The sequence below is a fragment of the Limimaricola sp. AA108-03 genome, assembly GCF_050847355.1.
Classification (GTDB): domain Bacteria; phylum Pseudomonadota; class Alphaproteobacteria; order Rhodobacterales; family Rhodobacteraceae; genus Limimaricola.
The window spans coordinates 2,341,316-2,367,177 of the sequence record NZ_CP193755.1; the positions used below are offsets into that span (position 1 = coordinate 2,341,316).

28 protein-coding genes and 2 tRNA genes are annotated in these 25,862 nt (G+C 68.2%); 18 read left to right on the forward strand and 12 right to left on the reverse strand.

Going from position 1 to position 25,862, the window contains the following annotated elements; translation table 11 throughout:
* The first annotated feature begins 80 nt into the window (after positions 1-80).
* The 4 genes from ACRAQ3_RS11435 to pcaD are packed head-to-tail and all read left to right on the forward strand — an operon-like array spanning position 81 to position 3,377.
* On the forward strand, positions 81-758 hold the full coding sequence (locus ACRAQ3_RS11435; RefSeq protein WP_432254700.1) for a haloacid dehalogenase type II: 678 nt from the start codon (positions 81-83) through the stop codon (positions 756-758).
* A complete protein-coding gene (locus tag ACRAQ3_RS11440) occupies positions 758-1,600 on the forward strand; it encodes an alpha/beta fold hydrolase (RefSeq protein ID WP_432254701.1) in 843 nt (280 codons plus the stop codon). Before ACRAQ3_RS11435 ends, ACRAQ3_RS11440 begins: the two co-directional genes overlap by 1 nt.
* The gene (locus ACRAQ3_RS11445) at positions 1,597-2,571 is read left to right on the forward strand and encodes a threonine ammonia-lyase (protein ID WP_432254702.1); all 975 of its coding nucleotides are present in this window, start codon (positions 1,597-1,599) and stop codon (positions 2,569-2,571) included. The genes ACRAQ3_RS11440 and ACRAQ3_RS11445 overlap by 4 nt, the downstream gene beginning before the upstream one ends.
* Complete coding sequence (gene pcaD / locus ACRAQ3_RS11450) at positions 2,568-3,377, forward strand: 3-oxoadipate enol-lactonase (protein WP_432254703.1); 810 nt, start codon at positions 2,568-2,570, stop codon at positions 3,375-3,377. Before ACRAQ3_RS11445 ends, pcaD begins: the two co-directional genes overlap by 4 nt.
* Positions 3,378-3,391: 14 nt before the next feature.
* Here pcaD and ACRAQ3_RS11455 read toward each other — a convergent pair whose 3' ends face one another.
* Entirely contained in the window at positions 3,392-4,117 is a 726-nt protein-coding gene (locus ACRAQ3_RS11455; RefSeq protein ID WP_085895553.1) for a hypothetical protein, read from the reverse strand.
* Between the two features lie 226 nt (positions 4,118-4,343).
* Here ACRAQ3_RS11455 and ACRAQ3_RS11460 point away from each other — a divergent pair, with 226 nt between their 5' ends.
* Positions 4,344-4,559 carry a hypothetical protein gene (locus ACRAQ3_RS11460; protein WP_432254704.1) on the forward strand — a complete coding sequence of 72 codons (216 nt, stop codon included), beginning with the start codon at positions 4,344-4,346 and terminating at the stop codon, positions 4,557-4,559.
* Positions 4,560-4,588: 29 nt separating this feature from the next.
* Here ACRAQ3_RS11460 and ACRAQ3_RS11465 read toward each other — a convergent pair.
* A tRNA-Arg gene (locus ACRAQ3_RS11465) sits at positions 4,589-4,665 on the reverse strand.
* A 376-nt stretch (positions 4,666-5,041) separates the two neighbouring features.
* On the opposite strand from ACRAQ3_RS11465, the gene ACRAQ3_RS11470 reads away from it, so the two are divergent.
* The 3 genes from ACRAQ3_RS11470 (at position 5,042) to ACRAQ3_RS11480 (ending at position 7,507) form a co-directional block, all read left to right on the forward strand.
* Positions 5,042-5,545 (forward strand): twin-arginine translocation pathway signal, encoded by a 504-nt coding sequence (locus tag ACRAQ3_RS11470; RefSeq protein ID WP_432254705.1) that lies wholly within the window; start codon positions 5,042-5,044, stop codon positions 5,543-5,545.
* Positions 5,546-5,558: 13 nt separating this feature from the next.
* Complete coding sequence (locus ACRAQ3_RS11475; RefSeq protein WP_432256283.1) at positions 5,559-6,161, forward strand: ferric reductase-like transmembrane domain-containing protein; 603 nt, start codon at positions 5,559-5,561, stop codon at positions 6,159-6,161.
* A 179-nt stretch (positions 6,162-6,340) separates the two neighbouring features.
* Entirely contained in the window at positions 6,341-7,507 is a 1,167-nt protein-coding gene (locus ACRAQ3_RS11480; RefSeq protein ID WP_432254706.1) for a benzoate/H(+) symporter BenE family transporter, read from the forward strand.
* A 166-nt stretch (positions 7,508-7,673) separates the two neighbouring features.
* On the opposite strand, the gene ACRAQ3_RS11485 is transcribed toward ACRAQ3_RS11480, so the two are convergent.
* Entirely contained in the window at positions 7,674-9,431 is a 1,758-nt protein-coding gene (locus tag ACRAQ3_RS11485) for a purine-cytosine permease family protein (RefSeq protein ID WP_432254707.1), read from the reverse strand.
* 194 nt (positions 9,432-9,625) lie between these two features.
* Between ACRAQ3_RS11485 and ACRAQ3_RS11490 the strand changes: the two genes are divergently transcribed.
* Positions 9,626-10,216, forward strand: a complete 591-nt coding sequence (locus ACRAQ3_RS11490) for a metallophosphoesterase (protein WP_432254708.1) — start codon at positions 9,626-9,628, stop codon at positions 10,214-10,216.
* 436 nt (positions 10,217-10,652) lie between these two features.
* Positions 10,653-11,045, forward strand: a complete 393-nt coding sequence (locus ACRAQ3_RS11495; protein ID WP_269396152.1) for a septal ring lytic transglycosylase RlpA family protein — start codon at positions 10,653-10,655, stop codon at positions 11,043-11,045.
* Between the two features lie 183 nt (positions 11,046-11,228).
* On the opposite strand, the gene ACRAQ3_RS11500 is transcribed toward ACRAQ3_RS11495, so the two are convergent.
* The 3 genes from ACRAQ3_RS11500 to ACRAQ3_RS11510 all read right to left on the reverse strand — a co-directional run bounded on the left by ACRAQ3_RS11500 (position 11,229) and on the right by ACRAQ3_RS11510 (position 14,068).
* Positions 11,229-12,278 (reverse strand): YihY/virulence factor BrkB family protein, encoded by a 1,050-nt coding sequence (locus ACRAQ3_RS11500; protein ID WP_432254709.1) that lies wholly within the window; start codon positions 12,276-12,278, stop codon positions 11,229-11,231.
* 400 nt (positions 12,279-12,678) lie between these two features.
* Positions 12,679-13,605, reverse strand: coding sequence for an MYG1 family protein (locus tag ACRAQ3_RS11505; protein ID WP_432254710.1), 927 nt, complete (start codon positions 13,603-13,605; stop codon positions 12,679-12,681).
* 151 nt (positions 13,606-13,756) lie between these two features.
* Complete coding sequence (locus ACRAQ3_RS11510) at positions 13,757-14,068, reverse strand: ETC complex I subunit (RefSeq protein WP_085895881.1); 312 nt, start codon at positions 14,066-14,068, stop codon at positions 13,757-13,759.
* 130 nt (positions 14,069-14,198) lie between these two features.
* Between ACRAQ3_RS11510 and uvrB the strand changes: the two genes are divergently transcribed.
* Positions 14,199-16,406, forward strand: a complete 2,208-nt coding sequence (uvrB, locus tag ACRAQ3_RS11515) for an excinuclease ABC subunit UvrB (RefSeq protein WP_432254711.1) — start codon at positions 14,199-14,201, stop codon at positions 16,404-16,406.
* 24 nt (positions 16,407-16,430) lie between these two features.
* Here uvrB and ACRAQ3_RS11520 read toward each other — a convergent pair whose 3' ends face one another.
* On the reverse strand, positions 16,431-16,703 hold the full coding sequence (locus tag ACRAQ3_RS11520) for a GlsB/YeaQ/YmgE family stress response membrane protein (protein ID WP_432254712.1): 273 nt from the start codon (positions 16,701-16,703) through the stop codon (positions 16,431-16,433).
* A gap of 132 nt (positions 16,704-16,835) precedes the next feature.
* On the opposite strand from ACRAQ3_RS11520, the gene ACRAQ3_RS11525 reads away from it, so the two are divergent.
* From ACRAQ3_RS11525 to ACRAQ3_RS11540, 4 genes are all read left to right on the forward strand, one after another.
* On the forward strand, positions 16,836-17,318 hold the full coding sequence (locus tag ACRAQ3_RS11525; RefSeq protein WP_432254713.1) for a YdcF family protein: 483 nt from the start codon (positions 16,836-16,838) through the stop codon (positions 17,316-17,318).
* A 68-nt stretch (positions 17,319-17,386) separates the two neighbouring features.
* The gene (locus ACRAQ3_RS11530; RefSeq protein WP_432254714.1) at positions 17,387-18,043 is read left to right on the forward strand and encodes a hypothetical protein; all 657 of its coding nucleotides are present in this window, start codon (positions 17,387-17,389) and stop codon (positions 18,041-18,043) included.
* Between the two features lie 39 nt (positions 18,044-18,082).
* Positions 18,083-18,562, forward strand: a complete 480-nt coding sequence (locus ACRAQ3_RS11535; protein WP_432254715.1) for a pyridoxamine 5'-phosphate oxidase family protein — start codon at positions 18,083-18,085, stop codon at positions 18,560-18,562.
* A 35-nt stretch (positions 18,563-18,597) separates the two neighbouring features.
* Positions 18,598-18,673 (forward strand) — tRNA-Ala (locus ACRAQ3_RS11540).
* A gap of 100 nt (positions 18,674-18,773) precedes the next feature.
* Here ACRAQ3_RS11540 and ACRAQ3_RS11545 read toward each other — a convergent pair.
* From ACRAQ3_RS11545 to ACRAQ3_RS11560, 4 genes are all read right to left on the reverse strand, one after another.
* On the reverse strand, positions 18,774-19,028 hold the full coding sequence (locus ACRAQ3_RS11545) for a hypothetical protein (protein WP_432254716.1): 255 nt from the start codon (positions 19,026-19,028) through the stop codon (positions 18,774-18,776).
* Between the two features lie 95 nt (positions 19,029-19,123).
* Positions 19,124-19,450, reverse strand: coding sequence for an antifreeze protein (locus tag ACRAQ3_RS11550; protein WP_269398197.1), 327 nt, complete (start codon positions 19,448-19,450; stop codon positions 19,124-19,126).
* A gap of 98 nt (positions 19,451-19,548) precedes the next feature.
* Positions 19,549-21,807 (reverse strand): glycosyl hydrolase family 28-related protein, encoded by a 2,259-nt coding sequence (locus ACRAQ3_RS11555; RefSeq protein ID WP_432254717.1) that lies wholly within the window; start codon positions 21,805-21,807, stop codon positions 19,549-19,551.
* A 206-nt stretch (positions 21,808-22,013) separates the two neighbouring features.
* Positions 22,014-22,424, reverse strand: coding sequence for a DUF4864 domain-containing protein (locus ACRAQ3_RS11560; RefSeq protein WP_432254718.1), 411 nt, complete (start codon positions 22,422-22,424; stop codon positions 22,014-22,016).
* Between the two features lie 135 nt (positions 22,425-22,559).
* Here ACRAQ3_RS11560 and ACRAQ3_RS11565 point away from each other — a divergent pair, with 135 nt between their 5' ends.
* Positions 22,560-23,459 carry a CHAD domain-containing protein gene (locus ACRAQ3_RS11565; RefSeq protein ID WP_432254719.1) on the forward strand — a complete coding sequence of 300 codons (900 nt, stop codon included), beginning with the start codon at positions 22,560-22,562 and terminating at the stop codon, positions 23,457-23,459.
* A gap of 55 nt (positions 23,460-23,514) precedes the next feature.
* On the opposite strand, the gene ACRAQ3_RS11570 is transcribed toward ACRAQ3_RS11565, so the two are convergent.
* Complete coding sequence (locus ACRAQ3_RS11570; protein WP_432254720.1) at positions 23,515-25,095, reverse strand: lysine--tRNA ligase; 1,581 nt, start codon at positions 25,093-25,095, stop codon at positions 23,515-23,517.
* 91 nt (positions 25,096-25,186) lie between these two features.
* Here ACRAQ3_RS11570 and ACRAQ3_RS11575 point away from each other — a divergent pair, with 91 nt between their 5' ends.
* Together ACRAQ3_RS11575 and ACRAQ3_RS11580 are read left to right on the forward strand one after the other, a co-directional pair.
* Entirely contained in the window at positions 25,187-25,603 is a 417-nt protein-coding gene (locus ACRAQ3_RS11575; protein WP_269398192.1) for a tellurite resistance TerB family protein, read from the forward strand.
* Positions 25,604-25,661: 58 nt separating this feature from the next.
* A complete protein-coding gene (locus tag ACRAQ3_RS11580; RefSeq protein ID WP_085895535.1) occupies positions 25,662-25,841 on the forward strand; it encodes a PLD nuclease N-terminal domain-containing protein in 180 nt (59 codons plus the stop codon).
* The last annotated feature ends 21 nt before the right edge of the window (positions 25,842-25,862 follow it).

Below are 25,862 nucleotides of genomic sequence, written 5' to 3' on the forward strand. Positions count from 1 at the left end.
CCGGATCGCAACCCGATCGCCCCGAGAAGCCTTTCCCTAGGAGGCGGGGCATGCCAGCCTCGCCACCAGAGGGGGATTTCATGACCATCACCACAATCGTTTTCGACGCATACGGCACGATTTTCGACGTCGGCGGCGCGGCCCGCATCGCCAGCGCCGAGCCCGGCGGGGAGGCGCTGGCGGAGAACTGGGAGCAGGTGTCGCGGGACTGGCGCACCAAGCAGCTCGAATACACATGGCTGCGCAGCATCGCCGGCCATCACATCGATTTCGGCCATGTCACCGCCGACGCGCTGACCTGGACGCTCGAAAAGGCCGGGCTGTCGGACCCGGACCTGCGGGCGCGGCTCCTGGCGCTCTACGACACCCTGCCCGCCTTTCCCGAAGCGCGCGAGGTGCTCGCCGACCTCAAGGCCAAGGGCCGCAACGTCGCGATCCTGTCGAACGGCGCGCCCGAGATGCTCGACCGCGCGGTCGAATCCGCCGGCATCGGCGGCAGCCTCGACGCGGTGCTCTCGGCCGAGGCCGCCGGGGTCTACAAGCCCGATGCCCGGGTCTACGACCTCGTGGGCCAGCGTTTCGGCTGCGAGAAGAACGAGGTGCTTTTCGTCAGCTCGAACTTCTGGGACATCGCCGGCGCGACCGGTTACGGTTTCATCACCGCCTGGGTGAACCGCCATGGCGAGCCGCGCGACCGGCTCTGGTCGCGACCGACCCATGAGTTGCCCGATCTTACCCATATCGCGGAGTTCGCCTGATGCCCGAGTTCCGGGCCGAGGATGGGACGCGGCTGCACTATCTCGACGAGGGCGAGGGGCTGCCGCTCCTGTGCCTTCCGGGCCTGTCGCGCAACGCCGCCGATTTCGACCATGTCGCGCCGCATCTGCGCGGCGCGCGGCTGATCCGGCCCGATTATCGCGGTCGCGGCCGCTCGGCCTGGGCCGATCCCGCGACCTATACCGTGATGCAGGAATCGCGCGACGTGCTGGGGCTGATGGACCATCTCGGCCTGTCGCGCGCCGCGATCCTCGGCACCTCGCGCGGCGGACTGATCGCCATGGCGCTGGCGGCCACCGTGAAGCACCGGCTGATCGGTGTGGCGCTCAACGATATCGGACCCGATATCGCGCCGGCGGGCCTCGAGACGATCAAGGGCTATCTCGGCATCACGCCCGCGCAGAAGAGCTTGGAGGAAGCGGCGCGCGACCGGGCCCGCAGCTGGACCGGCTTCGAGGGGGTGCCGCATGAGCGCTGGCTCGCGGAGGTGCGCGGCCATTACGAGGAGACGCCGGAGGGGCTGGCCCTGCGCTACGACCCCGCGCTGCGCGACGCGGTACTGGGCGGGGCGGTGCAGCCCGCCCCCGATCTTTGGCCGCTCTTCGACGCGCTCGGGGGCCTGCCCACCGCGCTGATCCGCGGTGCGAATTCCGAACTCCTGACCGCGGACACGGCGGCCGAGATGCGCCGCCGCCACCCGGACATGATCTTCGCCGAGGTCCCCGGGCGCGGTCATGTCCCCTTCCTTGACGAACCGGAAGCGCTCGCGGCATTGGAAGACTGGCTGGGGCGCTGCCGGACCGCGATGGAGGACGAGACTTGAGCGATATCGAGATGATCCGGGCCGCGCGCGCCCGCATCGGTCGCAACCTGAGGCGCACGCCGCTGCTGTCCTCGCCCGCGCTCGACGCCATCGCGGGCCGCAGGGTGCTTGTGAAGGCCGAATGCCTGCAGGTCACCGGCTCGTTCAAGGCGCGCGGCGGCTGGTCCGCCGTTTCGGCGATCCCCGAGGATATGCGGGCGCGTGGCGTCATCGCCTTTTCCTCGGGCAACCACGCGCAGGGCGTCGCGCATGCGGCGAGCGAGCATGGCATCCCGGCGGTGATCCTGATGCCGGTCGACGCGCCGCAGGCCAAGATCGACAACACCCGCGCGCTGGGCGCGGAGGTCGTGCCGTTCGATCGCAACACCGACGATCGCGACGCGATGGGCGCGGCGCTGGCCGAGGCGCGCGGGTTGGCGCTGATCAAGCCCTTCGACGACCCCCTGGTGATCGCGGGCCAGGGCACGCTGGGCCTCGAACTGGCCGAGCAGGCAGCCGAGGCCGGCGTCACGCACGCCGAGGTGCTGGTCTGCTGCGGCGGCGGCGGGCTGAGTTCCGGCGTGGCGCTGGCGCTCGAGGCCGAGGCCCCGGGGCTGCGGGTGCGCCCTGCCGAGCCCGAGGGCTTCGACGACGTGGCACGCAGCCTCGCGGCAGGCGAGATCCGCCGTAACGACAGGCTTTCGGGCTCGATCTGCGACGCGATCGTCACGCCGCAGCCGGGCACGCTCACCTTTCCGATCCTGAAGCGGCTCTGCGGCCCCGGCCTCGCGGTCGGCGACGAGGAGGCGCTGCGCGCCATGGCGCTCGCGTTCCGCCACCTGCGGGTGGTGATCGAGCCGGGCGGTGCCGTGGCGCTTGCGGCGGCGCTGTTCAGGCCCGAACGGATCGATGGCGACGCGGTGATCGCGGTGGCCACCGGCGGCAATGTCGATGCCGCGCTCTATGCCCGCGCGCTGGAGACACTCGCGTGATCGTCGAGGCGCGAGATGGCTGCCGCCTCGCGACGCGGCTGCAGGGGCCGGATGGCGCGCCTGCGCTGGTGCTGGCGCATGGGCTGGGCATGGACATGACGCTGTGGGACGCGGTGCTGCCGCTCCTGCCGGGCGACATCCGGGTGCTGCGCTACGATTTGCGCGGCCACGGCAATTCCGACGCACCGCCCGCCCCCTATTCGATGGGCCAGCTGGTCTCGGACGCCGAGGCGGTGATCGAGGCGCACGGCCTCGCCGACACGGTCTTCGCAGGGCTGTCGCTGGGCGGCATGGTGGCGCAGGGGCTGGCGGTGAAGCGGCTCGATCTGGTGCGCGGGCTGGTGCTGTCGAACACCGCCGCCAAGATCGGCACGCCGAAGCTGTGGGAGGAGCGGATCGCCGCGATCCGTCGCGGCGGCGTCGCCGCGCAGGCGGACGCGGTGCTCGACCGCTGGCTCGGGCGCGACGCGCGGCACGGATCGGTGGCGGCGCGGGCGCGCCGGGTGCTGACCGGCACCCCGCTCGAAGGATATGCCGGGTCGAGCGCCGCCGTTTCGGGCACCGATTTCTGGACACCGGTGTCGGGGCTGCGCCTTCCGGTTCTGGGTCTCGCAGGGGCCGAGGACCGCTCGACGCCCCCCGACCTGATGCGCGAGACGGTGGAGCTGATCCCCGGCGCCCGGTTCGAAATCATCCGACGCGCCGGACACCTGTCACCTGCGGAACGCCCGGAGGACTGGGCCGCGCATGTGACAGGCTTCCTGCGCGCGATCGGGCATGCCGGGGTCCCGCCCGGCGCGCCCTGAGAGCCTGAGCCGGCTCAGAGACCCGGCACTATGTCGAACAGGCTGCGGCTGTCGAAGCTGGTCCCGGACATCGGCCCAAAGCCGATCTCGGCGCCGATCGCCAGATAGGTCTCGTCGCCGCTGAAGGCGTCCTCCTCGGCCTCGATCCGGCCCAGTTCGCCCCAGAGCCGCGGCCCGCCATCGATCCGGTAGCCGCCGCCGAGCGCCACGCGCATCAGCTCGGCATTGCCCTCGCCATCGGCGACGCCGAAATCGCCCGTGGCGAAGATCTGCGGCGTGATGTCGTAAAGCGCCGAGACGCCCGCGAGGTTGATGTCGCCCAGATCGCCGTCATGCCGCGCCAGATAGCCCTCGGCGCGCAGCCCGTAGACCTCGCCCGCGCCCTCGATCCCGAAGATCTCGGCGTCGCCATCCTCATAGCCGTCGCGGCCGATGAAGGCCCCGAAGCGGGCATCGCCGAACGCCATCAGCGGCCCGAAATCATAGATCGCGTGCAGCGTCGCGTTGGTGCCATCCGAGCCGAAGCCGGAAAAGCCATAGGAGGCGAGGTCGAGCGCCAGGCCGAAGCCCGCGCCGACATCGAACTGCAACCCGCCCGAATAGGTGGTGTAGCCGATATCGGCCTCCTCGAAGAAGGCCGAGGTCTCGACCGAAAGCGTGCCGCCCGCAAAGCCTTGCGCCTGCGCCGCGCCCGCCGCGACGATGCCGAATGCTGCCGCCGTGAATGCCCGTGTGATCATCTGCTCATGTTCCGCTGGTTGGTCTTGATGCCGTTTCCGCGATCGCTTTCTACACCGCCCCGTGATCGGGCCACAGCCCTATTCGCACCTTGATCCGTCTGGACCGCCGCACCGCGCCGGATGCGCGGGACCTTGCCGAGCGATGGGGCCGGTATATCTCTATTGCAGCGAGGCCCCGAGCCGGCATGTCGTCGGCACAGCGGACGCCCGATCAAAGGACAGTTTGATGAACGCCCTCGAATCCACTTTCGCCAAACTCGAAGCCCGCATGATCCGCGCTACCGGCGCGGCACCCGATCGTCCTGCCCCGACCCCCGTCCCCGAGACCAAGTGCGACGTCACCACCCGCGCCGCCAAGGCGATCCTCGACGCCGAGACCGAGGCCCGCAACGCCAAGATCGCCGCTTTGCGCGCGGCGCGCCTGGAAGGGAAGAAAGGCTGAGACCGGATCGAGACCCGCCGCGAGGCGGCTGGCGATCCCACGAGGACTCGAACCCCGAACCTGCTGATTAGAAGTCAGCTGCTCTATCCAGTTGAGCTATGGGACCTTGCCTCTGACCGGGCGGGACCGGTCGACTCGGGCTGGCTGGAAGTTGCAAGAACCACCCCTTGGGATCAAGGGTATATTGGGGATATTCCCGTCCCGTCCGTGGCGAAACGGTCTGCCCGAAGCCTGGAATGACCGTCGCCACAGCCATCTCGTGTCAATGGAGGCTTGGGCGAACGGATGCGACTCGCTCTTCCCCGGTCGAGTTATCATGCCCGGACCGGTGGAGGGCCCATCACGAAGCCGTGGGCGCGGTGACATCCCGCATCCCTTTCGACGCCGGAATTTGCTATGGCTTCCATAGGGAATTCCGCACGCAGTCATGACCGTCCCGGGAGGCATCGCGGACCTCGTGGGCTCAGACAGGAGGGACCGAGATGATCCATGATCGACCGACGACCCGCCGTACCTTCCTTGCCACCGGCTCGGCCGCCATGGCCGCGGCGCTGCTCACGGGGGCCTCGGGTCTCCTGATGCCGGCCCGGGCGCAGGGGCTCGCGCCGACGCCCAGCATGCGCGGTGGCTCCAACAACTACCTCCCCGGCGCGCCCATCGTCGATCGCATCGGCGGTGGCGGGTTCTGGATGACCGGCTCGGTGCGCCGCGCCGGTGACGGTGCGCCGCTCGCAGGGGTGCGAATCCAGATCTGGGCCCACACCACCGAGGGGCACGAGCGCGATCCGCACAGCCATGGCGCCACGCTCACCGACGCCAATGGCCAGTTCCGGCTGGAGATGCCGCAGATCGTGCCCGCCTTCGGCCAGCCGCACGGGCACCTCGCCTATGACGACGATGCCTTCCAGACGGTGTTCCTGCGCCCGGTGATGGCCAGCGCGCGCGACACCAGCCTTAGCGCGCAATTCGTGCTTCAACCGGCCTGAGTACCCGGTGCGGCTGCGTCCGGTCCTGATCTGGGGCGCGCTCTCGGTCGCCATCGTGGTGCCCCTTGCCGTGGCCGCGACGAGCCCGCTGCTGGCTTGGCGCGACCCGGTCTATATCGGCGCCGGCTTCGCCGGGGTCGCCGCGATGGCATTGATCCTGTTGCAGCCGCTCCTCGCGGGGGGATACCTGCCCGGCCTGCCATCGCTGCGCGGACGCCGGGTGCATCGCTGGATCGGCGGAACGCTGGTCGTGGCCGTCACCGCCCATGTCGCGGGGCTCTGGTTGACCAGCCCGCCCGACGTGATCGACGCGCTGCTCTTTACCTCCCCGACACCCTTCTCGGCCTGGGGCGTCATCGCCATGTGGGCCGTCTTCGCCTCGGCGCTGCTGGCGATCCTGCGACGACAGCGTCGCATCCGGCCAAGGCGCTGGCGTCTCGCGCACACCACCCTCGCGATGGTCATCGCGCTGGGCAGCGTGATCCACGCGCTGCTGATCGAGGGAACGATGGGAACCGTGTCGAAGACGGCGCTTTGCCTTCTGGTTCTCGCCGCGACGGCCAAGGTCATGTTCGACCTTCGGGTCTGGGCCCTATGGGGCAGACGCCGGGCCTGAGCACATGTTCGCGCCGGGCCTCGGGCTGAACGGTCTGGCCGAACGCCCCCATCGGGGCCGCGACCGGGCCTGAACCGCGGCGAGCCGGCAGGAACTCGCATATCCGAATGACTTCACGTAGGTAGCCCCTAGGTGGCAGGGGCGACGTGCCCGCGGACAATCGAAAGGGCATCGTCGCGATGATACGTGAAGCCTCGTTTTCGGCGATCTACATGGGCTTGCTTGCCGCCTTCGTGGGCTATTCGGCCTCATTCGCGATCGTGCTCGCGGGGCTGAGCGCGATGGGCGCCACCGAGGCGCAGGTCGCCACGGGGTTGTTCTTCGCAACGCTGGGGATGGGGCTGTGCAGCATATGGCTGCCCGCCGTCTCGCGGATCCCGGCCGCCGTCGCATGGTCGACCCCCGGCGCGGCCTTTCTCGCCTCGGCCAGCGCCCTGCCCGGCGGCTTCGCCGAGGCGGTGGGGTCGATGATCCTCTGCGCGGCGCTGATCCTCGCCACCGGCTTCGTGCCGGTGCTGGGACGCCTCGTGGCGGCGATCCCGAAGCCCGTCGCCAACGCGCTTCTGGCGGGCGTGCTGCTGCGGCTCTGCTTCGCGCCTGCGCAGGCGCTCGGCACGGCCCCCGCCCTGATCCTGCCGCTCCTGCTGGCCTGGGCGGCGGGACTGGCCTGGCACCGCCTCGCGGCGATGCCGCTGACGATCCTCGCCTTTCTCGCCGTGACCTTCTTCGCCGTCGAGGCCCCGGCCAGCGCGATGGCGGCGAGCGGCACCGGCCTGCCGGATCTGGTGCCGCTGATGCCGGTCTTCAGCCTGCAGGGCTTCGTCTCGGTGGCGCTGCCGCTCTACCTCGTCACGATGGCGGGCCAGAACATCCCCGGCTTCGCGGTGCTGGAACTGAACGGCTACGCGGTGGAGCGGCAGCCGCTGATCCGCCGCACCGGCCTCGCCAGCCTGCTGATCGCCCCCTTCGGCGCCATCCCCGTCAACATGTCCGCGATCACCGCCGCCATGATGTCGGGTGAGGATGCAGGCCGCGAGCCGTCGCGCCGCTACTGGGCCGCGATCGCCTCGGGGCTGGCCTATGTCGCCATGGCGCTCTTTGCCGAGCCGATCGTGGCGCTGGCCAGCATTGCACCGTCCGAACTGATCACCGCCGTGGCCGGTCTGGCGCTGATCCCGGCGCTGGTCTCGTCGCTGTCGGGTGCCTTCAGCGTGCCGGGCCGGCTCGAAGCGCCGGCACTGACCTTTCTCTTCGCCGCCAGCGGCATGACCCTTCTCGGCGTCAGCGGCGCCTTCTGGGGCACGCTCGCCGGGGTGCTGGTCTGGCTGCTGAAGCGCCCGAGCTGACGCGACCGCGGAACCGCTGCCGCCGCCTCCGATCCGAGGGGCGAAGCGGCCCAGGCGCCGCCTCGTCTCGGAAAGCGGTTTCCCGTTTTTGACGCGCCCGGATCCAACCAGGCGTTCCGCAATCCGGAACGCCTTATCCGGGCACCTGATCCACCTCCCCCGCGATTTATTCCGCGGGGCACTCCACGGGCATGGCCGTCCGCCGGGGCGCCTTCGACCGCTTCAGGTCCCACCATGCGAAGCTGAAATAGATCGCGGTGCACCAGATGGTCAGGCTGTAGAACAGCTCCCGGTTCGCGTAATAGCTGTCGAGATCGGGGCTGTCGAACAGGACGCGCCACGCCAGCACGGCCGGGATCAGCAGTCCGACCACGATCCAGACCGCCCGGATGATCTTGGTCAGAACGCTCGTGTCCTTCACCGGTTCGGTGACTTCCCGCGCCGCCAGTTCCCGATGATGTTCCTTCACCGCCTCGTCGAATGCCGCGAGCCGGGCTTCGGCCTCGGGCCAGGCGCGGTCCGCCCCGGCACGCTTCGCCAGCCCGGTGTAAAGCAGGACCGACAGGATCCATGTCGGCACGAAGAGGTAATAGAACGGAAACAGGTCGATCATGTTCAACCCGAAGCCGAAGATCAGCGCCACGGCCCAGGTGATGACCGCCGGGTAGTTCTGATGCGCGCCGCGCAGCCTGTGCCAGTAGGTCTTCATGCCCATGCGCGGGAACAGGTGCTGCTCGGCGAAGACGATGCCGCCCACGGGCACCAGCAGCAGGCCCGCATAGGTCAGAAGCGGCAGGAAGCTACGGTAGATGATCGGGAAACAGCTGCCCACCACCACCACGGCGCCCACGATCAGCGTCACCTTGGTGCGCGAGATGTTGGGAAACACCGCCTGCGCGGCGAGGCCCGCGCGGTAGAGGTTGGAGTTCGCCGTGGTCCAGCCCGCGACGATGACGATGACGAAGCCGCTGGCGCCGAGGGCGAGATAGGCCACATCGCCCGGCGAGACGAACGCGATGGAGGTCTGCATGAAGGCCGCGGTCGCGGCGCCCATCAGCGCGGCGGAAATCCACGCGACGTAGTGGCCGAACATCATGCCGGTCGCCGTGCAGAGACCGTAGCGCTTCTTGCGGGCATAGCGCAGCAGCGCCATGTCGATCAGGCCGAAATGGGCGAAGGTATTGGCGGCCCAGCCGAAACCGATGACCTCCCAGATGCCGATTCCCGGCTCGCCATCGGCATTGGTTCCGGTGAACACCGTGGCCCCCGCCAGATCCACGAAGTCCCCGAAACTCGCCAGCACGGTCTGCCCGGTCAGCGACTCGTTCAGCGCCGGGATCAGCACCATGCCGCCCGCCGTGAACATCACCATCAACCATGGCGCGCAGATCGAGGCGAACTCGCTGAGCACGTTGAAGCCGTAATAGGCCACCAGCACGGCGATCACGCTGGCCGAGGCGGCGATCAGCACGAAGGAGGCGCTCGTCGGATAGGGCATGTGCTGCGGCGGCACCCCGAAGAGCACCCTCAGAGCTGTGGCCGAGACGGTGATCATCGCCGCCGAAATGACGATGAAGATCAGGACGTTCGCGCCATTGTAGAGCCGCGAGAACAGCTCGCCCATGTTCTGTTCGAGATAGGTGTAGAGGCTGAGTCGGGTCTTCACGGCGATCGGCGCGGTGATCAGCCAGAAGCTCAGCACCGCCAGCAGGTTGCCGATCAGCAGGCCGATCAGGATGTCGTGGATCGTGGCGCCCAGCGCCACGAAGGCCGCGCCGATCACGAATTCGGTCGCCGCCACGTGTTCGGCCGCATAGAGCCCGAGGAAATGCCCCGGCCCATGCAGACGATGTTGCGGCACCGGAAGCTGTTCGTCGTCCATTCCCGCGATGGCGCGGCGCAGCTCGGTTGAAGTCTCTCCCATGACACCCGTTCTTTTCTGGTCGGCCTGAAATATCCGGCGCCTTCTAGCGTCTGGACCGCCCATGTACCAGCGGTTGTCGCAGGGTCATTGGCCTCCGATCCCACCCTGGCCGGGACTGCCCGCAAGATCAGCACGTTACACGTATAGATTGTTGAGCTATCCATGGGCGCCCGGAGCAAAAGGTACCCGCCACGATGATCGACACGACCACGCAGAGAATCTTGCTGCACGAGGAGCGGACATGGTTCATCGCCGATCCGCATTTCGGCCATGATGCGATCCGCCGGCATTGCGACCGTCCGTTTCCCTCGGTCGAGGAGATGGATGCGACGATCCGGAGGAACCTCGAACGCGTGGGGGCGGAGGACACTCTGGTCGTGCTGGGCGACCTGACCTGGAACAACGCCAGCGACATCGACGTGAAACGGCTGCCGGGGAAGCACCGGCTGCTGATCCGCGGCAACCACGACAGGCAGGTCGTGGTGAAGTCCCGCAAGTGGGCCCGGGTCTGCGACTACCTCGAAGCGACGGTTCTCATGCCGGATGGCGGGAAGCGAAAGCTGGTGATGTCGCATTACCCGATGGCCTCATGGGCTGGCGCACGCAACAGCATCCATCTGCACGGTCACACCCATGGCTCGGTGCCGCCGATGGCCACCGAATTCGGGGGCCGGGTCGATGCGGGCGTCGATGTCTGGCAGTTCCGTCCCATCCGGCTGCGCGATGTGATCGCCCATCTCGACGAGCTCAGAACGGATGGCTTCGCTGTCCCGGGGGATTACTGAGCAGCCGGTGCGCCCCTGCCCTGCCCCCGGCTGGCATAGAGCCATTCAGCGGGACGGACGAGGCGACGGGAACTGGCATCGGGATTCGCGCTGGAGCCGAACCCATGAAGCCCATGGCTCGACAACCCCGGCGTCACCTTCGCCAATCGCCGACGAGGCAGGTGCCGGGCGGCAGCGTCCATGCTGCGGCGGCGGAACTCGGCCGAGCGGACGGCTCGACATCGTGCCCATTACCTCCGTTTCAAGACCCGCGCCGCGAAACGATGGCCAGTCCCGTGATTTCGGCGGATGCGTGCCGGCGAGGGCTGCGGAAAATGGCGAGGCTTTGCCAGCCTTTGGCTCGCAGGGGAACCATCGGCCCTTCGGCGTTGCGCCATGGCGCAGGGGTGTTCAAGTGGGGCGCACACCCTAGGACCACCACTGAAGGACGGGCCTCTTGAACAAGCTGAACGCCACGCTTCGGACCCTCTTGACCGCAAGCTGCCTGCTCGCGGCGGCACCTTTCGCCACCGCGCATTCCGGTAGCGCCACCCAGACCTTCGAGGGGGCCGCTTCCTGGTACGGGCCGGGCTTTCACGGGCGCCAGACGGCCAATGGCGAGACCTACGACATGAACAGCCTTACCGCTGCCCATCCCAGCCTGCCCTTCGGCACCCGCGTGCGCGTCACCAACGAGGCCACCAACGAATCCGTGGTGGTGCGGATCAACGATCGCGGCCCCTACGCCAAGAACCGCATCATCGACCTGTCCAAGGGCGCGGCGGACGATATCGGCCTGCTCAGCAGCGGTGTCGGTCACGTGACGGTCGAGGTGCTGGCCAGCGCCTGAGCCGCCTTGCGGCTGACCAAAGTTGCGAAGGACCAGCCGTCGCCCGGTTCGCCTCATCGCAGTGGCCATGTATCGCTCGCCATTGCGAGAATCCCCGCGCAAAGGCTTCGGCTTGTGGCCGCCGACCCGAACTCGGCGTCCAACCACGTCGCTCCATGGGAACAGTCCGGCTTCGACCGTCGCTCATGGCTTTGGCCCGAGCGTATCGGCCATCTCCGCGTTACGCTCTCCCATCGGCCTGACGCGACCCCGCGTGGTGTCGCGCCGCGATTGATGCTCCATCTCGGCATTCAGCAGGGCTCCGAGCAGAACCACGAACGCCGTCATCCATATGTAGAGAAGCAGGATCACCACTCCGGCGAGCGCGCCGTAGGTCGGCTGGTAGCTACCGAAATTACGCACGAAAAGCGCGAAGAGCACCGAGCTTCCCAGCCAAAGCGCCGTGGCGATGACCGCCCCCGGCGTGACCCAGCTCCATCGCGGGGGCCTTCGCGCCGGCGCGTAACGGTAGAGCAGCCCCAGCGCCGCCATCGACAGCAGCCCCAGCACCAGCCAGCGGCCCACGCTGACGATGGTGTCGGTCCAGCCCGAGAGGCCCAGCGCCTCCGCAGCCGGCGGCGCCGCCACCGCGAGCGCCAAGGCCGCAAGGGCCATTGCCGTCAGCACCGCCGTCAATCCCAGCGACACGAGGTTGCGCATGATGATGTTGCGCGACTCGTCCTCCGCATGCGCCATGTTGATGCCGCTGACGAGGTTGTCGATCCCGCGCGACGCCCAGAACAACGACAGCACCAGGCTGATGACCGCCGTGGCCGTCGCCTGACCCGGGGCCTGGCTCACGAGCTCGACTGCCTGATCCCGCACCACCCCGAGCGGCTCGGCCGGGGCCAGCCCGTCCAGCGCGTCGAGCTGATCGATGACGAGTTCGGGGTCGAAGAACAGCCCGGCCAGCGACACCAGCATCGCGATCGCCGGACACAGCGCCAGCATGCCGAAGAAGGCGACCCCCGCCGCGACGAGCGGGACGAGCTCCCGTCCGATCCGCCCGGTGACGCGCAGCCAGATGTCGCGCCAGCCCGCCGGGTGGATCTGATCCGGCCGCCACGCCTCGCGCCCGCGGCCGCGTTCCCGCCCGGCCTCCTCGGGCGCCGCTGGTTCAGTCGGCCCTTCACCCTCTGAATGCGGGTTCGCCCCTACGCCGGGCCCGGGCCCTTCGCCGCGTCGGTCCTGCATGCCTTCCGCCTTCTTCAGCGCCGCCATGCGGGCGGCCCATGATATGGAACGCGAAAGGACCGGCCTTTGGTCCGCGCGGTGCCGTCATCCTTTGTCGCCGTCTTGGCGTTCAATACCTTGGCCGACCGGAAAGCTAAGGGGGACCATCACGAGAGAGGCGGAAGTTCCGGTGGCGAACCTGGCAGCCTCCACGTCGCCTTGCTCCCTATTGAACGGCGCATTGCCGCCTTTCGGCGGATGGCGCCCCCCATGACCGGCCAAGCCAAGCCGGTTCGCAGAGTTTGCTCCGAGCTTGGTCACCGCAACGGACTTGCCCTGCGTCTGGCCGGGCTTCGTCCCCGCACCGCCCTCCCTGCGCGCAGCGGACGCAACGGCCGGGGACGATGCAGGGTCGTACGGCCTAGCCCGCCGCGACCTCCGACACTGCCAACTCCGCCATCGCCATAATCGCCTCGCGGCTGTCGGCCACGGCGATGAAGCGGCCGTTGTGGCAGAACTTCGCGCCCTTCACCCCGGACGCCTTTTCCAGCGCCTCGTCGGTCAGCCCCGCCCATGCGGCGGGCAGGTCTGCACGGGTCTCGAAGGTGTCGTCGCCAGTGCGGATCGTGGTCAGTGCCCAGTCGCTGCCGCGCGGGTGGACGACGAAGAGCAGGTGATCGGCTCCCGCCGCCTCGACACCGGCCCGGAACGGCATGCCCATGGGCAACTCCAGCACCCGCCCCTCGCCCGCTGCCGCGATCGCCTTGGCGACCATTCCCTCGGCGCGCCGTTTCGCGGCCGAGCGGCGGATGCGGGCTTCGACAAAGGCACGCGCGATCGGCACGGCGGCGGCAAAGGCACGATCGTCCGCGCCTTCCTCGCGGTCGTCGAAGGCGGGCTTCAGGCTTTCGAGCAACGCCGGCAGCGTCAGCCCCGAGAACAGCGGACCCGCCGCCGAGGCGTCCACCGCGCCATTGTCGAGCAGATCGACGGGCAGCACGAAGCCACGGTCGAACGAGGCATGGATCGCGTCGATATCATGCTCGGGAACCTCCAGCGCGCGCAGGTAGTCGCGGCCGTATTCAACCCAGACCAGTCCGAAGGAACTGTAGGGCTGCCCGTCCTCGCGCAGCGGGTTCGGCTTCTGATGGTGGTCGAAGATCCGCGCCTCGGCGTCGTACTGACCGCCCACATCGTAGATGATCCGCCCCTCGCCGGGAGTGATCCAGGCCTTGTCACGGCTGCGAACGATCTCGGCCTCGGGGTACAGCCGGGTCAGGATGACCGAGGATAGGAGTTCGTCGGCGTGGAAGCCGCCCGAATGGGTGACGAGATGGGTGATGGTCATGTCTGGTCCCTGAAACGAAACGGGCGGCCGTCAGGCCGCCCTCGGTAGAAGTCTATGCATCCGGTCCGCTCGGACACTCGATGTTGTGGCATCCGGCCTCTTCGCCGGATCTTCACCGCGAAACCGCCTCAACTTGAGTCGGATTTACAAGTCAGTGCGTCCAGGCCCCGCGGCGGGTGGTCGAGAAGTTCTCGCCATAGCCGCCGGGACGGATGTTGTGCTTGCGCACATGCGGCTCCTGCACGATCGCGTCGAGACCGTGCTTCTCGGCATAGGCCACCGCCGCCTCGCGGCTGTCGAAATACATCCGGACCTGGCTTTGGGTGTCGGTCGAGCTGGTCCAGCCCATCAGCGGGTCGATCTCGCGCTTGGACGCCGGCGCGTATTCGAGGATCCAGGCCTCGGTCTTGGCGGTGCCCGACTGGGTGGCGGTCCGGGCGGGTCTGTAGATCCGTGCGCGCATCGTTGGTCCCTTCTGATCTCGCGGCGTTATCGACAAAACGGCGTCGCCATGCAAGCGGGCAAAGACGCCGCACCCCTCTTGCACAGGAACGAAAAGAGGCCAGATTGGTTCGGTCCCGAGGAGTCCGCCCATGCACAACAACTCGCCCGAACAGATGCCGATCCTGCACGCGCCCGCCCCCGAGGTGAAACGGCGCGAAAAGCTCGAAGGCGGCAAGCGGTTCCGCATGCAGACCGAGTTCAGCGCCGCGGGCGACCAGCCCACCGCGATCACGGAGCTTGCGGGCGGCATCGAGACCGGCGAGCGCGACCAGGTGCTCCTCGGCGCCACCGGCACCGGCAAGACCTTCACCATGGCCAAGGTGATCGAGGAGACGCAGCGCCCGGCGGTCATCCTCGCGCCGAACAAGACGCTCGCGGCCCAGCTCTATGGCGAGTTCAAGGGCTTCTTCCCGGACAACGCGGTCGAGTATTTCGTCTCCTATTACGACTACTACCAGCCCGAGGCCTACGTGCCGCGCTCGGACACCTTCATCGAGAAGGAGAGCCAGATCAACGAACAGATCGACCGGATGCGTCACTCGGCCACCCGGGCGCTCCTGGAGCGCGACGACGTGATCATCGTGGCCTCGGTGTCGTGCATCTACGGCATCGGCAGCGTCGAGACCTACGGCGCGATGACGGTCGATCTGCACAAGGGCAAGAATTACGAACAGCGCGCCGTGATGGCCGACCTCGTGGCGCAGCAGTACCGGCGCAACGATGCCGCCTTCGCGCGCGGCTCGTTCCGGGTGCGCGGCGACAGCCTCGAAGTCTGGCCCGCCCACCTCGAGGACCGGGCCTGGAGGCTGTCCTTCTTCGGCGACGAGCTGGAGAGCATCACCGAGTTCGACCCGCTCACCGGCTCGAAGACGGACGAGTTCGACCGCATCCGCATCTATGCCAACAGCCACTACGTGACGCCGCGCCCGACCATGGCGCAGGCGATCAAGGGCATCAAGGCGGAGCTGAAGACCCGGCTCGACCAGCTCGTCGGCGAGGGCAAGCTTCTCGAGGCGCAGCGATTGGAGCAGCGCACGCATTTCGATCTCGAGATGCTGGAGGCCACGGGGGTCTGCAATGGCATCGAGAACTACTCGCGCTATCTCACCGGGCGCGCACCGGGCGAGCCGCCCCCCACCCTGTTCGAGTTCATCCCCGACAACGCCATCGTCTTCGCCGACGAGAGCCACGTCTCGGTGCCGCAGATCGGCGGCATGTATCGCGGCGACTACCGGCGCAAGTTCACGCTGGCCGAGCACGGCTTCCGCCTGCCGTCCTGCATGGACAACCGCCCGCTCAAGTTCGAGGAGTGGGACGCGATGCGGCCGCAATCGATCTTCGTTTCGGCCACCCCCGCCGCCTGGGAGCTGGAACAGGCGGGCGGCGTCTTCACCGAGCAGGTGATCCGTCCCACCGGCCTTCTGGATCCGCAGATCGAGATCCGGCCGGTGAAGACGCAGGTGGACGACCTGCTCGACGAGATCCGCAAGGTCACGGCCAAGGGGTATCGGACGCTGTGCACCACGCTGACCAAGCGCATGGCCGAGGACCTCACCGAATACCTGCACGAGCAGGGCATCAAGGTGCGCTACATGCATTCCGACATCGACACGATCGAGCGGATCGAGATCCTGCGCGACCTGCGCCTCGGCGCCTTCGACGTGCTGATCGGCATCAACCTGCTGCGCGAGGGGCTCGACATCCCCGAATGCGGGCTGGTGGCGATTCTCGATGCCGACAAGGAGGGTTTCCTGCGCTCCGAGACCTCGCTGATCCAGACCATCGGCCGGGCCGCGCGCAACGCCGAGGGCCGCGTCATCATGTATGCCGACCGGATCACCGGCTCCATGGAACGCGCCATGGCCGAGACCGAGCGGCGGCGCGAGAAGCAGATCGCCTACAACACCGAGCACGGCATCACCCCGGCCACCGTCAAGAAGAACGTCGAGGACATCCTCGCCGGTCTCTACAAGGGCGATGTCGACATGAACCGGGTCACCGCCAAGGTCGACAAGCCGATGGCGGGGGCGAACCTGCAGGCGGTGCTGGAGGGGCTCAAGACCGACATGCGCAAGGCCGCCGAGAACCTCGAATTCGAGGAGGCGGCACGGCTGCGCGACGAGGTGAAGCGTCTCGAAGCGGTCGATCTGATGGTCTCGGACGACCCGATGGCCCGGCAGCAGGCGGTCGAGCGCGCCTCGGAGGCGGCGGTGAAATCCTCCGGCCGCTCCACTGCCGGGCGACCTGGCCAGCGCGGCGGCAACGTGCAGCGCACCAAGAACCGCAAGCCGCGCTGAGCGCGGCTTGCCGATCCGATGCGCCTATTTCGCGATTGCCCGAACCAGCGCCAGCACCAGCGCCGCGCCGATCAGCGCCACGATCACCACCACCAGCAGCCCACCGGCCGCGAGCAGCGTCACGCCCAGCGCCGCCAGCACGAAGGGCGTGACCATCGCCGCCAGCGCGCCGACGATCATGTAGAGCGCCATGTTGCGCCCGCCCGCGAGCTTGCTCGCCAGCCAGCCCGTGGCGAGCCCCACCAGCGCGAGTATCACCAGCGCCGCGACGCCGATGCCCTGCAAGAGCTCTTCCATGAGCCATCTCCCCTTGTTGCCTGCACGAGCCTAGCGCGAGACGTCGGCCGGGAAAGGGGCGACGATGCAGGGGGATCGCGGTACCGGCGGCCCGGCACCGCGCTTCGATGACCACAGCCGGAAGGAGCCCCGATGGCCGATGACGTCACAGCCGCGCTGATCCTCGGCGCCGCCGTCTGGGAAAGCGGCCCCTCGCCCACGCTGCGACGGCGCACGACGCATGCCGCGACTCTCTACCACGCGGGCCGCGTTGCGCATCTGGTGCCCTGCGGCGGGCTCGGGCGGCATGCGCCGAGCGAAGGCGAGGCGATGCGGGACCTGCTGCTGGACGCCGAGGTGCCCGACACAGCGATCCATCCCGAGACCACCTCGCGCGACACGCTGGAGAACATCCGCAACGCGCTGCCGGTCCTCGGGCGGATCGGCGCATCGCTGGTCATCATCGTCACCGACGCGCCGCATCTGCCGCGGGCCCTGATGGTGGCACGGCGGCTGGGCCTTGAGGCGCGTGGCAGCGCCCCGCGCGGCGGCGCGCGGATCGCCACCCAGACCCGGATGGCACTGCGCGAGATCCCTGCCTGCGCCGCCTATCTGTGGCGGCTGCGGCGGCTTTAAGGCGGGCTTAACCCTCTGCGGTACAGCCTCGTTGGAGGGCTGCGCCGGGGGGCTGCATGATTCGGGCCATGTTGCTGTCGCTCGTGATCGTCCTGACCGGCGTGATGGCCCGGGCCGGGGCCTGGCCCCGCGAGGAGGGCGAGTTGTTCCTGTCATTCGGCGGCAATGTCGCCCTGTTCGGCGACGCGGTCCGGCCGGTGCATTACGACCCGACCATCTATCTCGAATACGGGCTGACCGAGCGGCTCACCCTCGGGCTCGACGGCTATACCGCCGATGCCGGCACCGCAGGCAGCCTCTTCGCCTGGCTGCGCGTGCCGTGGCGCCCCGATGCGACCGGGGATGTCTGGGCGGTCTCGGCGGGTTTGGGCACGACGCTGCTGCCCGACGGCGCTCAGGAGGCGACGAGCCGGCTCGGCCTGCATTGGGGGCGCGGGCTGGAGAATGGCTGGCTCGCGCTCGACGCGCAGGGCCAGCTCGGCGTCACCCGCCTGTCGCATCAGGCCAAGATCGAGGCGAGCTGGGGCCGCAAGTTCAGCCCTCGCTGGACCGGGCTGATGCAGGGTCAGATCGGCTACGGGCTCTCGGGCGACACCTATGCCAAGCTCGGCGCCTCCGGCATACTGCACGCGACACCGGGGCTCGATTTGCGGCTCGGCCTCACCCGCGCCCTGACCGGCGATCGCGGCGGCGGGCTGACGCTCGAGGCCTGGTGGAGGTTCTAGAGCCTTGATCGGCGCGGCGCGGCGCGACAGGCTCCGTGCATGGCAGATCTCGTCCGCCCCACCGATGACGGCGCCCGTCGGCAGGCCCAGCGCCTGTTCGGCACGGCCCGGCACGGCGCGCTGGGGGTGATCGACCCCGCCAGCGGGGCGCCGCAGGTCAGCCGCGTGGCATTGCGCCCGGATGGCGCGGACCTGCTGATGCTGGTCTCGACCCTGTCACGCCACTGGGCCGCGCTCGAGGCCCGGCCCGACTGCTCGCTGCTGCTCGGAGAGCCCGGCCCCGAGGGCGACCCTCTCGCCGCGCCCCGCCTGACCCTCGCCGTGCGGGCCACGATGGCGCAGAAGGAAGCGTTGAAGCCCGAATGGCTCGCCTGGCACCCGAAGGCCGCGCTCTACTACGACTTCGCCGATTTCAGGCTGATGCGGCTGGAGGTGAGCCACGGCTTTCTGGTCGGCGGTTTCGGCCGCGCCTTCGAGCTGTCGCGCGCCGATCTGGAAAACTCGAAGGGTCCCGGTTGACACCGCCGCCGAGTCGGGCCAGATACGCTCCCAGTGGGGTCGTAGCTCAGTTGGGAGAGCGCGTCGTTCGCAATGACGAGGTCAGGGGTTCGATCCCCCTCGACTCCACCAATTTTCCTCTTCTCGATACGAAAAATTTTCCTCTTCTCGATACGAAAATGGCGCCGTAGCTGGTGCCACGACGCCGCGAGGCGCGCATGAATCCATCGGCTCAGACGGGCATGGCACGGTCCTGATTACCGGCGTTCGCATTGGCGACGCTCTGCGCCGCCTTGCGGGCAAAGTCGCTGCCGGCCAGAGCCGCGTTGCCGGCCTCCTGGGTCAGATCGGCACCCTCTTCGGCTATCTCGCGGGCCTTGGGGAGAAAGGCGCTCATCATCGACATCTGCATGTCGAACGCGGTGCTCCACATCTTGAAACCGGCCTGCCACATCTGCAGCGGCATGGTGTAATAGCGGTTGTCCATCTCTTGGACCTTTCCTGGGAGGTGAGTGCACCCTCTCAACCCATGGATGCGCCGGCGCGTTCCGAGGCAAGCGTGGCCCCGGCGGAAACCGGCCGTCAGCGGCTCATCTTCAGGAAGTTCGGGCCCCGACGCGCCAGACGCTTGTTGTTCGAGGCGGTGCGGCGCTGCAACGGCATCATCGCCGCCATGGCGATCTGGTCCGGGCGCTTGCCGGACCAGATCGCCCGGTTGCCCGCCAGTATCGCCTCGGCGAAGGCCGGACCCTTCTCATCCACCATGCGGTTGTTCTCGGTGCCGGTCACGGCCCATAGCCCGGCCATCCCCATCAGGCGGTACGCCATCACCGCCTGTGTTTCGGCCATCAGAGTCCAGAAAGTCATCGACGTGCGTGCCAGTTCGGCCGGGGTCGCCATTTTGGTCATCTTCCGCTCCGGAAACAACGCCCGCAGAACACGGGCAGACACGGCACGACGCACAAGCCCCCCTGCGGGTTCCTGCAATCCCGATATGCAGGAGCCGATCACGCGGGCCGGTCCATGCGCACGCTGCAGCGCATCTCTCCCGACACGGCGGTATCGAACACGATGCGGAACTTGCGCCGGTCATTGCCATGTTCGGGGTCGATCCAGGGCAGCTCGTGCACGCTCTTGCCTGCGGCATCGGCGAGCCGCCCGACCGGCACCGCCGCCTCGATCACCCGCGCCCGGCCGCCGAACGGCAGATGCGGCGCGGTATCGACCACCCAGATCCGCGCCGGCGCGGGCTCCGCATGGGTAAGGCTGGCGGGGTTGCGCACCGGCTGGTTCACCCCGTGAAACGCGTTGCCCGAGAAGGTGATGTCGCGCATCCGGCCATAGTTGAGATCGGCGAAGCTGGTATCGACCCGCTCGACGCGGTCGACATATCCGTTGAAGGCCCGGAACGCGTTGCCGGTGACGTGCAGCCCGTGGATGAAATGCCCCGGTCCGCGCGGCTTGACGACGATCCAGTTGAACCAGCGTGCCGCATCCGTGCAGATGAAGATGTTGCCGGTGATCGTCAGCCCGCCGAAGCTGAACTGCTGACCCAGCGCCGGGCTTTCGTCATGCTCGTTGCTCCACTCGATGAAATTGTTGTCGATGTAGTTGCCGACGATCAGCGTCGCCGGGTTGGGCCGGGTCAGGATGATGCCACCCTTGCGCACGCCGTCGGATTCCGAGTCCCCGTGAAACCAGTGGTTGTTCGAGATCAGGTTCCCGGTGCCCGCCAGCACGCAGAAATGCTCGAACAGCACGATCCGGCTGTCGCGGATCTTCACGTCGTTGGCGTTGGCGTTGAAGCACAGCGTCTTCCGCTGCTCCACCGGCAGGCCCTGCTCGTTCGAGAGGAACTGGCAGCGGTCGATCATCATTCCCTGGCAGCCGCTGCCATGCGAGGTGAGGCCACGGTCGCGCGGCTTGGTCACGAAGCAGTCGCGCAGGTGGAAGGTGAGGCCGGCGGGCGGCAGGATGATGCCGCTGGCAACACCGCTGCACTGGAACTCGATGTCGTCGAAGACGAACTGGCTCAGATCCTTGAAACCCGAGAAATCGATCAGGTAGCGAAACCGGGTGAAGGTGAAGACCTGCACCCCTTCGGCATCGAACAGCGGCTGGCTCAGGGTGATCCGCCGGTTCGCCACATCGACCGATTTCACATAGACCTCGCGGCCCACCCCGTTGCCGGTGACGAGGCTGCCGGGCGCGATGTCGGCGATGTTGGCGACATCGGCGAGCCGGGTCGAGTTGGCCGGCGAATAGCTGGCCTGCGCCCGCACCACCCGGGGTGTCCACGCGGCCCCGTCGATCGGCTGGAACTGGCCGTTGCGCACCACCCGCCGCGTGGCGAAGGTCTCGCGGTCGGGCACGGCGGCAGCCATGTCGAAGGGCTTCGACAGGCCGATCCGACGGCCCTCGAGATCGAGCGAGTCGTGGTCCGAGAAGCTCAGGAGCGCCTGGAACGCCTTGGTGAAGGCCAGTTCCTCGTCGCCCAGCGCGTCGAGATAGGCCCCGAAGCGGAAGTCGCGCTGAAGGATCAGCTTGGCCGCGCCGACCGGCACCACGGTGCCGACAAAGCGCACATGGCTGCGGAAGGTGACGTTGCTCGCCAGGCGATACCGGCCCTCGGGGACCAGCACCGTGCGTTGGCCGCCCGCCGCCGCGTCGGCGGCCTCGAATGCGGCGGCGTCGTCGCCGCTGCCGTCGCCCCGCGCGCCGAAATCGCGCACATCGACCACCGCCGCGAGATCGGCCGCGAAGAGATGCGTGACATCCTCGAACACCAGATCGTCGAGGCGCACCACCCCGCCCGAAGGTCCGGTGAGGTCGACGCCCAGATGCCCGAGATCGGCGCCGGTCCAGACCAGATCGACCCCGGCCTGCCGCCCCGGCCCGATGATCGCCGAGACCTCGACCACCTCGCCATAAGCGGCGAGCTGGGTCGCGGGTCCCGTGCCCTCGACGCCGCCGAGCCGGGTGCCGTCGGCCCGGCCGGCCCAGCCGGCGATGCGCAGTCCCGGCATCGGCCCCGACAAGGCCTTCGCGCGCGCCCGCACCCGGATGTAGAGGCCGGGCCGCATCGGCGTTTCGCCCATGTAGCGCAGCTTCTGGACCGCCGCGGTCTTGAGGACCTCCAACGCGCCGCCGAAATCCTGATCGGCGGGCACGAAGACACCGCTGCCGGACTGGGCATAGGTGTCCGAGCCGGGCGTGCCGTCGCCGCTCGACCACACCTCCAGCCCTGCGGCGAACGGCGTCGGCATCAATGCATCCAAGATCGGCATGGCGGTCTGGCCCCTGTCGCTGCGGCGGGCCGAAGGCGACAAGGCCCCCCTGCCCGTCGCCATCCCGGCCCGCCCGGTCCGCGTCCATGCGGCCTCGAAGACCGCCGGACAGGAGACAGGATTACCGTCTTTGCATGAACGAGCCCGTCATGCACCGCGCGGCCGGACCGCCGCCGTGCAACGCCTCAGACGCCCAACCCGGGCGCGGCCAAAAGGGTCACACCGTCGATGCGCCAGCCCTGCGGCGTCTCGATCATCCGGTATTCGAGCAGATGCGGCACGCCGCGCGCATCGCGTATCAATACCGTCTGGAACGAGGCATCGCTCTCCTCGCGCAGGCTCATGAAGCGCGCGCTGTCATTGTTCCAGACCATCGGGTAGCCCTGCTCGACCATGCGGCCGAAATTCTCCGGGTTGTCGAAGAGGCGCTGGATCATCTCGCTGGCATGCGCGAAGGCGCCGTCGAGATCGCGCGCGGTAAAGTCGGACAGCTGGTCCCCGATCACCTCGGGGATCGTCATCTCGTTTGCCTGCTGTGCCACTGCCGCGGCAGTCAGCGTTCCAAAGAGCGCCAGCGCCGCCCAACCCATTCGCATCGTTCGATCTCCGTTCGTACGGACTATATACGAATGAGAGCGGAACAAGGTTTCACCCGGCGGGTCTCCGCCGCACCGGTTCGTGGAACCGCCATGTAACGCCACGGTTTTATTCCATCACCCTTCGGAGAAACCATGCCGTTTCGGATCACGCCCGAAGATGCCAGCCTGAAGGCCACGCTGCGCCGGATCATGTCCGAGCGCGGCAACCGGGCAAGCGGCAAGCTCGCGGCGCTTCCGCCCGACGAGGCCGTCCATGTGCTGCGCAAGGACGCGCGCAAGCTGCGCGCCGTGCTGCGGCTGGCGCGGCCGGGAATGGCGGATTTCAAATCGGCGAATGGCCGTCTGCGCGACGCTGCCCGCACCCTGTCGGGGCATCGCGACGCGGCCGTCAGGGTAGAGACGTTCGAGGCGCTGATCGATCATTACGCGGACGAACTCGACCGCCGCGCCTTCGCGGGGCTGCGCAGCGCGCTTCATCGCGAGGCGCACGCCGCCGATCGGGGGACAGGGGCTGATCTCGACGCCATGGTTGCGGCGCTTGAGGAGACGGCGCGTCGAAGCGATGAGTGGGATATCCGCGGCAAGGGACGCGACCTGCTGCGCGAGGGGCTGGCGCGTACGCTGCGGCGCGGCCATGCGGCACTCGAGGCGACCGAGCGCGACCCTACACCGGAGCGGCTGCACGAACTGCGCAAGCGGGCCAAGGATCACCGCGCCCAGATGCGGCTCTTGCGCCCGGCCTGGTCCCAGATGATCGGCGCCCGGGAAAAGACCGCCAAGCGACTGGCAACGCTGATCGGCGATCACCACGATCTCGACGCGCTGTGCGGCTTCGTCGGCGAGCGCGCCCTGCCGCGCGACGAGACGGCACGCGACGCGCTTTGCGCGCTGGCGGCGCGGCGACAGGGGGAGTTGGCGGCGCAGGCGATGCCGCCGGCCCGCAGGCTCTTCGGTGAGGCACCGGACGAGGTGGCGGCGCGGATCGTAGAAACATGGCGGCAGTGGCGCCGCGAAACCAAGGATCGCAGGTAGCGCCGGAAGCCCCTGCGCACAGCCCCTCAAGTGCCGCGCGCAGGGCCCCGTGACCTCAGGCGGAGAGCTCGCCCGCCAGCGCCCGGTCGATCAGCGCGATCGTGTTCTCGACACCGTAAAGCGCGATGAAGCCGCCGAAACGCGGCCCCTCGGAGGCACCGAGCAACACCTCGTAAAGCGCCTTGAACCAGGCGCGCATCGGCTCGAACGCCCGCTCGCGGCCCACCGCGAAGACCTCGGATTGCAGCCCATCGGCATCCGCCCCGCCCTCCCACGCGGCAAGCCGTGCGCGCAGGTCCTCGAGCGCGGCACGCTCCTCGTCGGTGGGCGCGCGGTAGGTCTTGGTCGGCTTCACGCGATCCTCGTAATAGCGGATCGCGAAGCCCGCCGCGGCGTCGAGGCCGGGATGCGTCTCGGGGCTGGCCTCGGGCGCGTAGCGACGGATGAAGCCCCACAGCGTGTCCTTGTCCTCGGCGCCCGACACCGAGACGAGGTTCAACAGCATCTGGAACGGCACCACCATGTCAGAGGCGGGCACCTCGCCCTGGTGGATGTGATGCACCGGGTTGGCGAGCCGTGCCTTGAGATCCTGCCCCGGATAGGCGCGCAGCTGCTGGTGATATTCGTCCACCATCTTGGGGATGACGTCGAAATGCATCCGCTTCGCGGTCTTGGGCTTGAGATACATGAAGTAGCTCAAGGAATCCGTCGAGGCGTAGCTCAGCCACTCGTCCATGGTCAGGCCGTTGCCCTTGGACTTGGAGATCTTCTGGCCCTGATCGTCGAGGAACAGCTCGTAGGTGAAGTGGTGCGGCGCGCGGCCGCCCAGCACCTTGCAGATCCCGTCATAGATCGGCGTGTTGGTCGAGTGGTCCTTGCCATACATCTCGAAATCGACACCGAGCGCCGCCCAGCGCGCGCCGAAATCGGGCTTCCACTGCAGCTTCACGTTGCCACCCGTCACTGGCAGCGTCCATTCGCGGCCGTCCTCGTCGTCGAAGGTGACGGTGTGCTCCTTGGCATCGACGTGCTTCATCGGCACGTAGAGCACGCGGCCGGTCTCGGGGTGGATCGGCAGGAAGCACGAATAGGTCTCGCGCCGCTCGTCGCGCAAGCTCTTCAGCATGATCGCCATGATGTCGTCATAGCGCTCGGTGGCGAGCTTGAGCGTGTCGTCGAACTTGCCCGAGCGATAGAATTCGGTCGCCGAGATGAACTCGTATTCGAAGCCGAAGGTGTCGAGGAAGCGGCGCAGCATGGCGTTGTTGTGCCCGCCGAAGCTGTCATGTGTGCCGAAAGGATCGGGCACGGAGGTCAGCGGCCGCTGCAGGTTCTCGTGCATCATCTCCTGGTTCGGCACGTTCTCGGGCACCTTGCGCATGCCGTCGAGATCGTCCGAGAAGCAGACCAGCCGCGTCGGGATGTCCGAGATCGCCTCGAAGGCGCGGCGGATCATCGTGGTGCGCAGCACCTCGCCGAAGGTACCGATATGCGGCAGCCCCGAGGGACCGTAGCCGGTCTCGAACAGCACGTATCCCTTCTCGGGGTCCTTGCCGCCCAACCGTTTCAAGAGCGCGCGCGCCTCTTCGAAGGGCCAGGCCTTGCTCTGCATCGCCGCGTCGCGCATCTCGGACATCGTGTCACCTCTTGGGAATGATCCCGGCTCTCCTATTGCGGGGGGGTCACGGCGTCAATAAATTGGCCCCTGAATGCAAGGAGCCAGACCCATGAGCGACACCCCTTCCCTGACCGCGCAGGATGCGCTGGTGGCGCTGATGATCGCCGTCTCGGCTTCGGACGAGAACATCCGCACATCGGAGCTCGTGAAGATCTCCAACATGGTCAACCACCTGCCGGTCTTCGCCGATTACGGCGACGACCTGTCGGGCATGGCCAGCACCGTGTTCGACCTGCTGGAACAGGAGGACGGGCTCGACGCGCTGTTCGGGCTGATCCGCGAGGCACTGCCCGAGCGGCTCTACGAGACCGCCTACGCGCTGGCCTGCGACGTGGCGGCCGCCGACGGCAACGTCACCGAGGGCGAGGGCCGGATGCTCGAGGAGATCCGCTACGAGCTGAAGATCGACCGGCTGCACGCGGCGGCGATCGAGCGCGGCGCGCGGGCGCGGCATCTCACCGTCTGAGCGGACCCCGCCGGGCGGGATGCGCGTTCAGCGGGCATAGCCATGAAAGGGCCGTGCCATGCGCATCTTCGGACTGATCGTCTTCCTGCTCGACCTCTATGCCATCTGGAACGTCATCACCTCATCCGCCTCGACCGGCAAGAAGGTGCTCTGGACGCTCGCCATCCTGATCCTGCCGGTGCTGGGCCTGATCGTGTGGTTCTTCATGGGGCCGCGCGGCCGGGGCGCCCGGATCTGACGGGCGGGCCCCGGCGCGGGC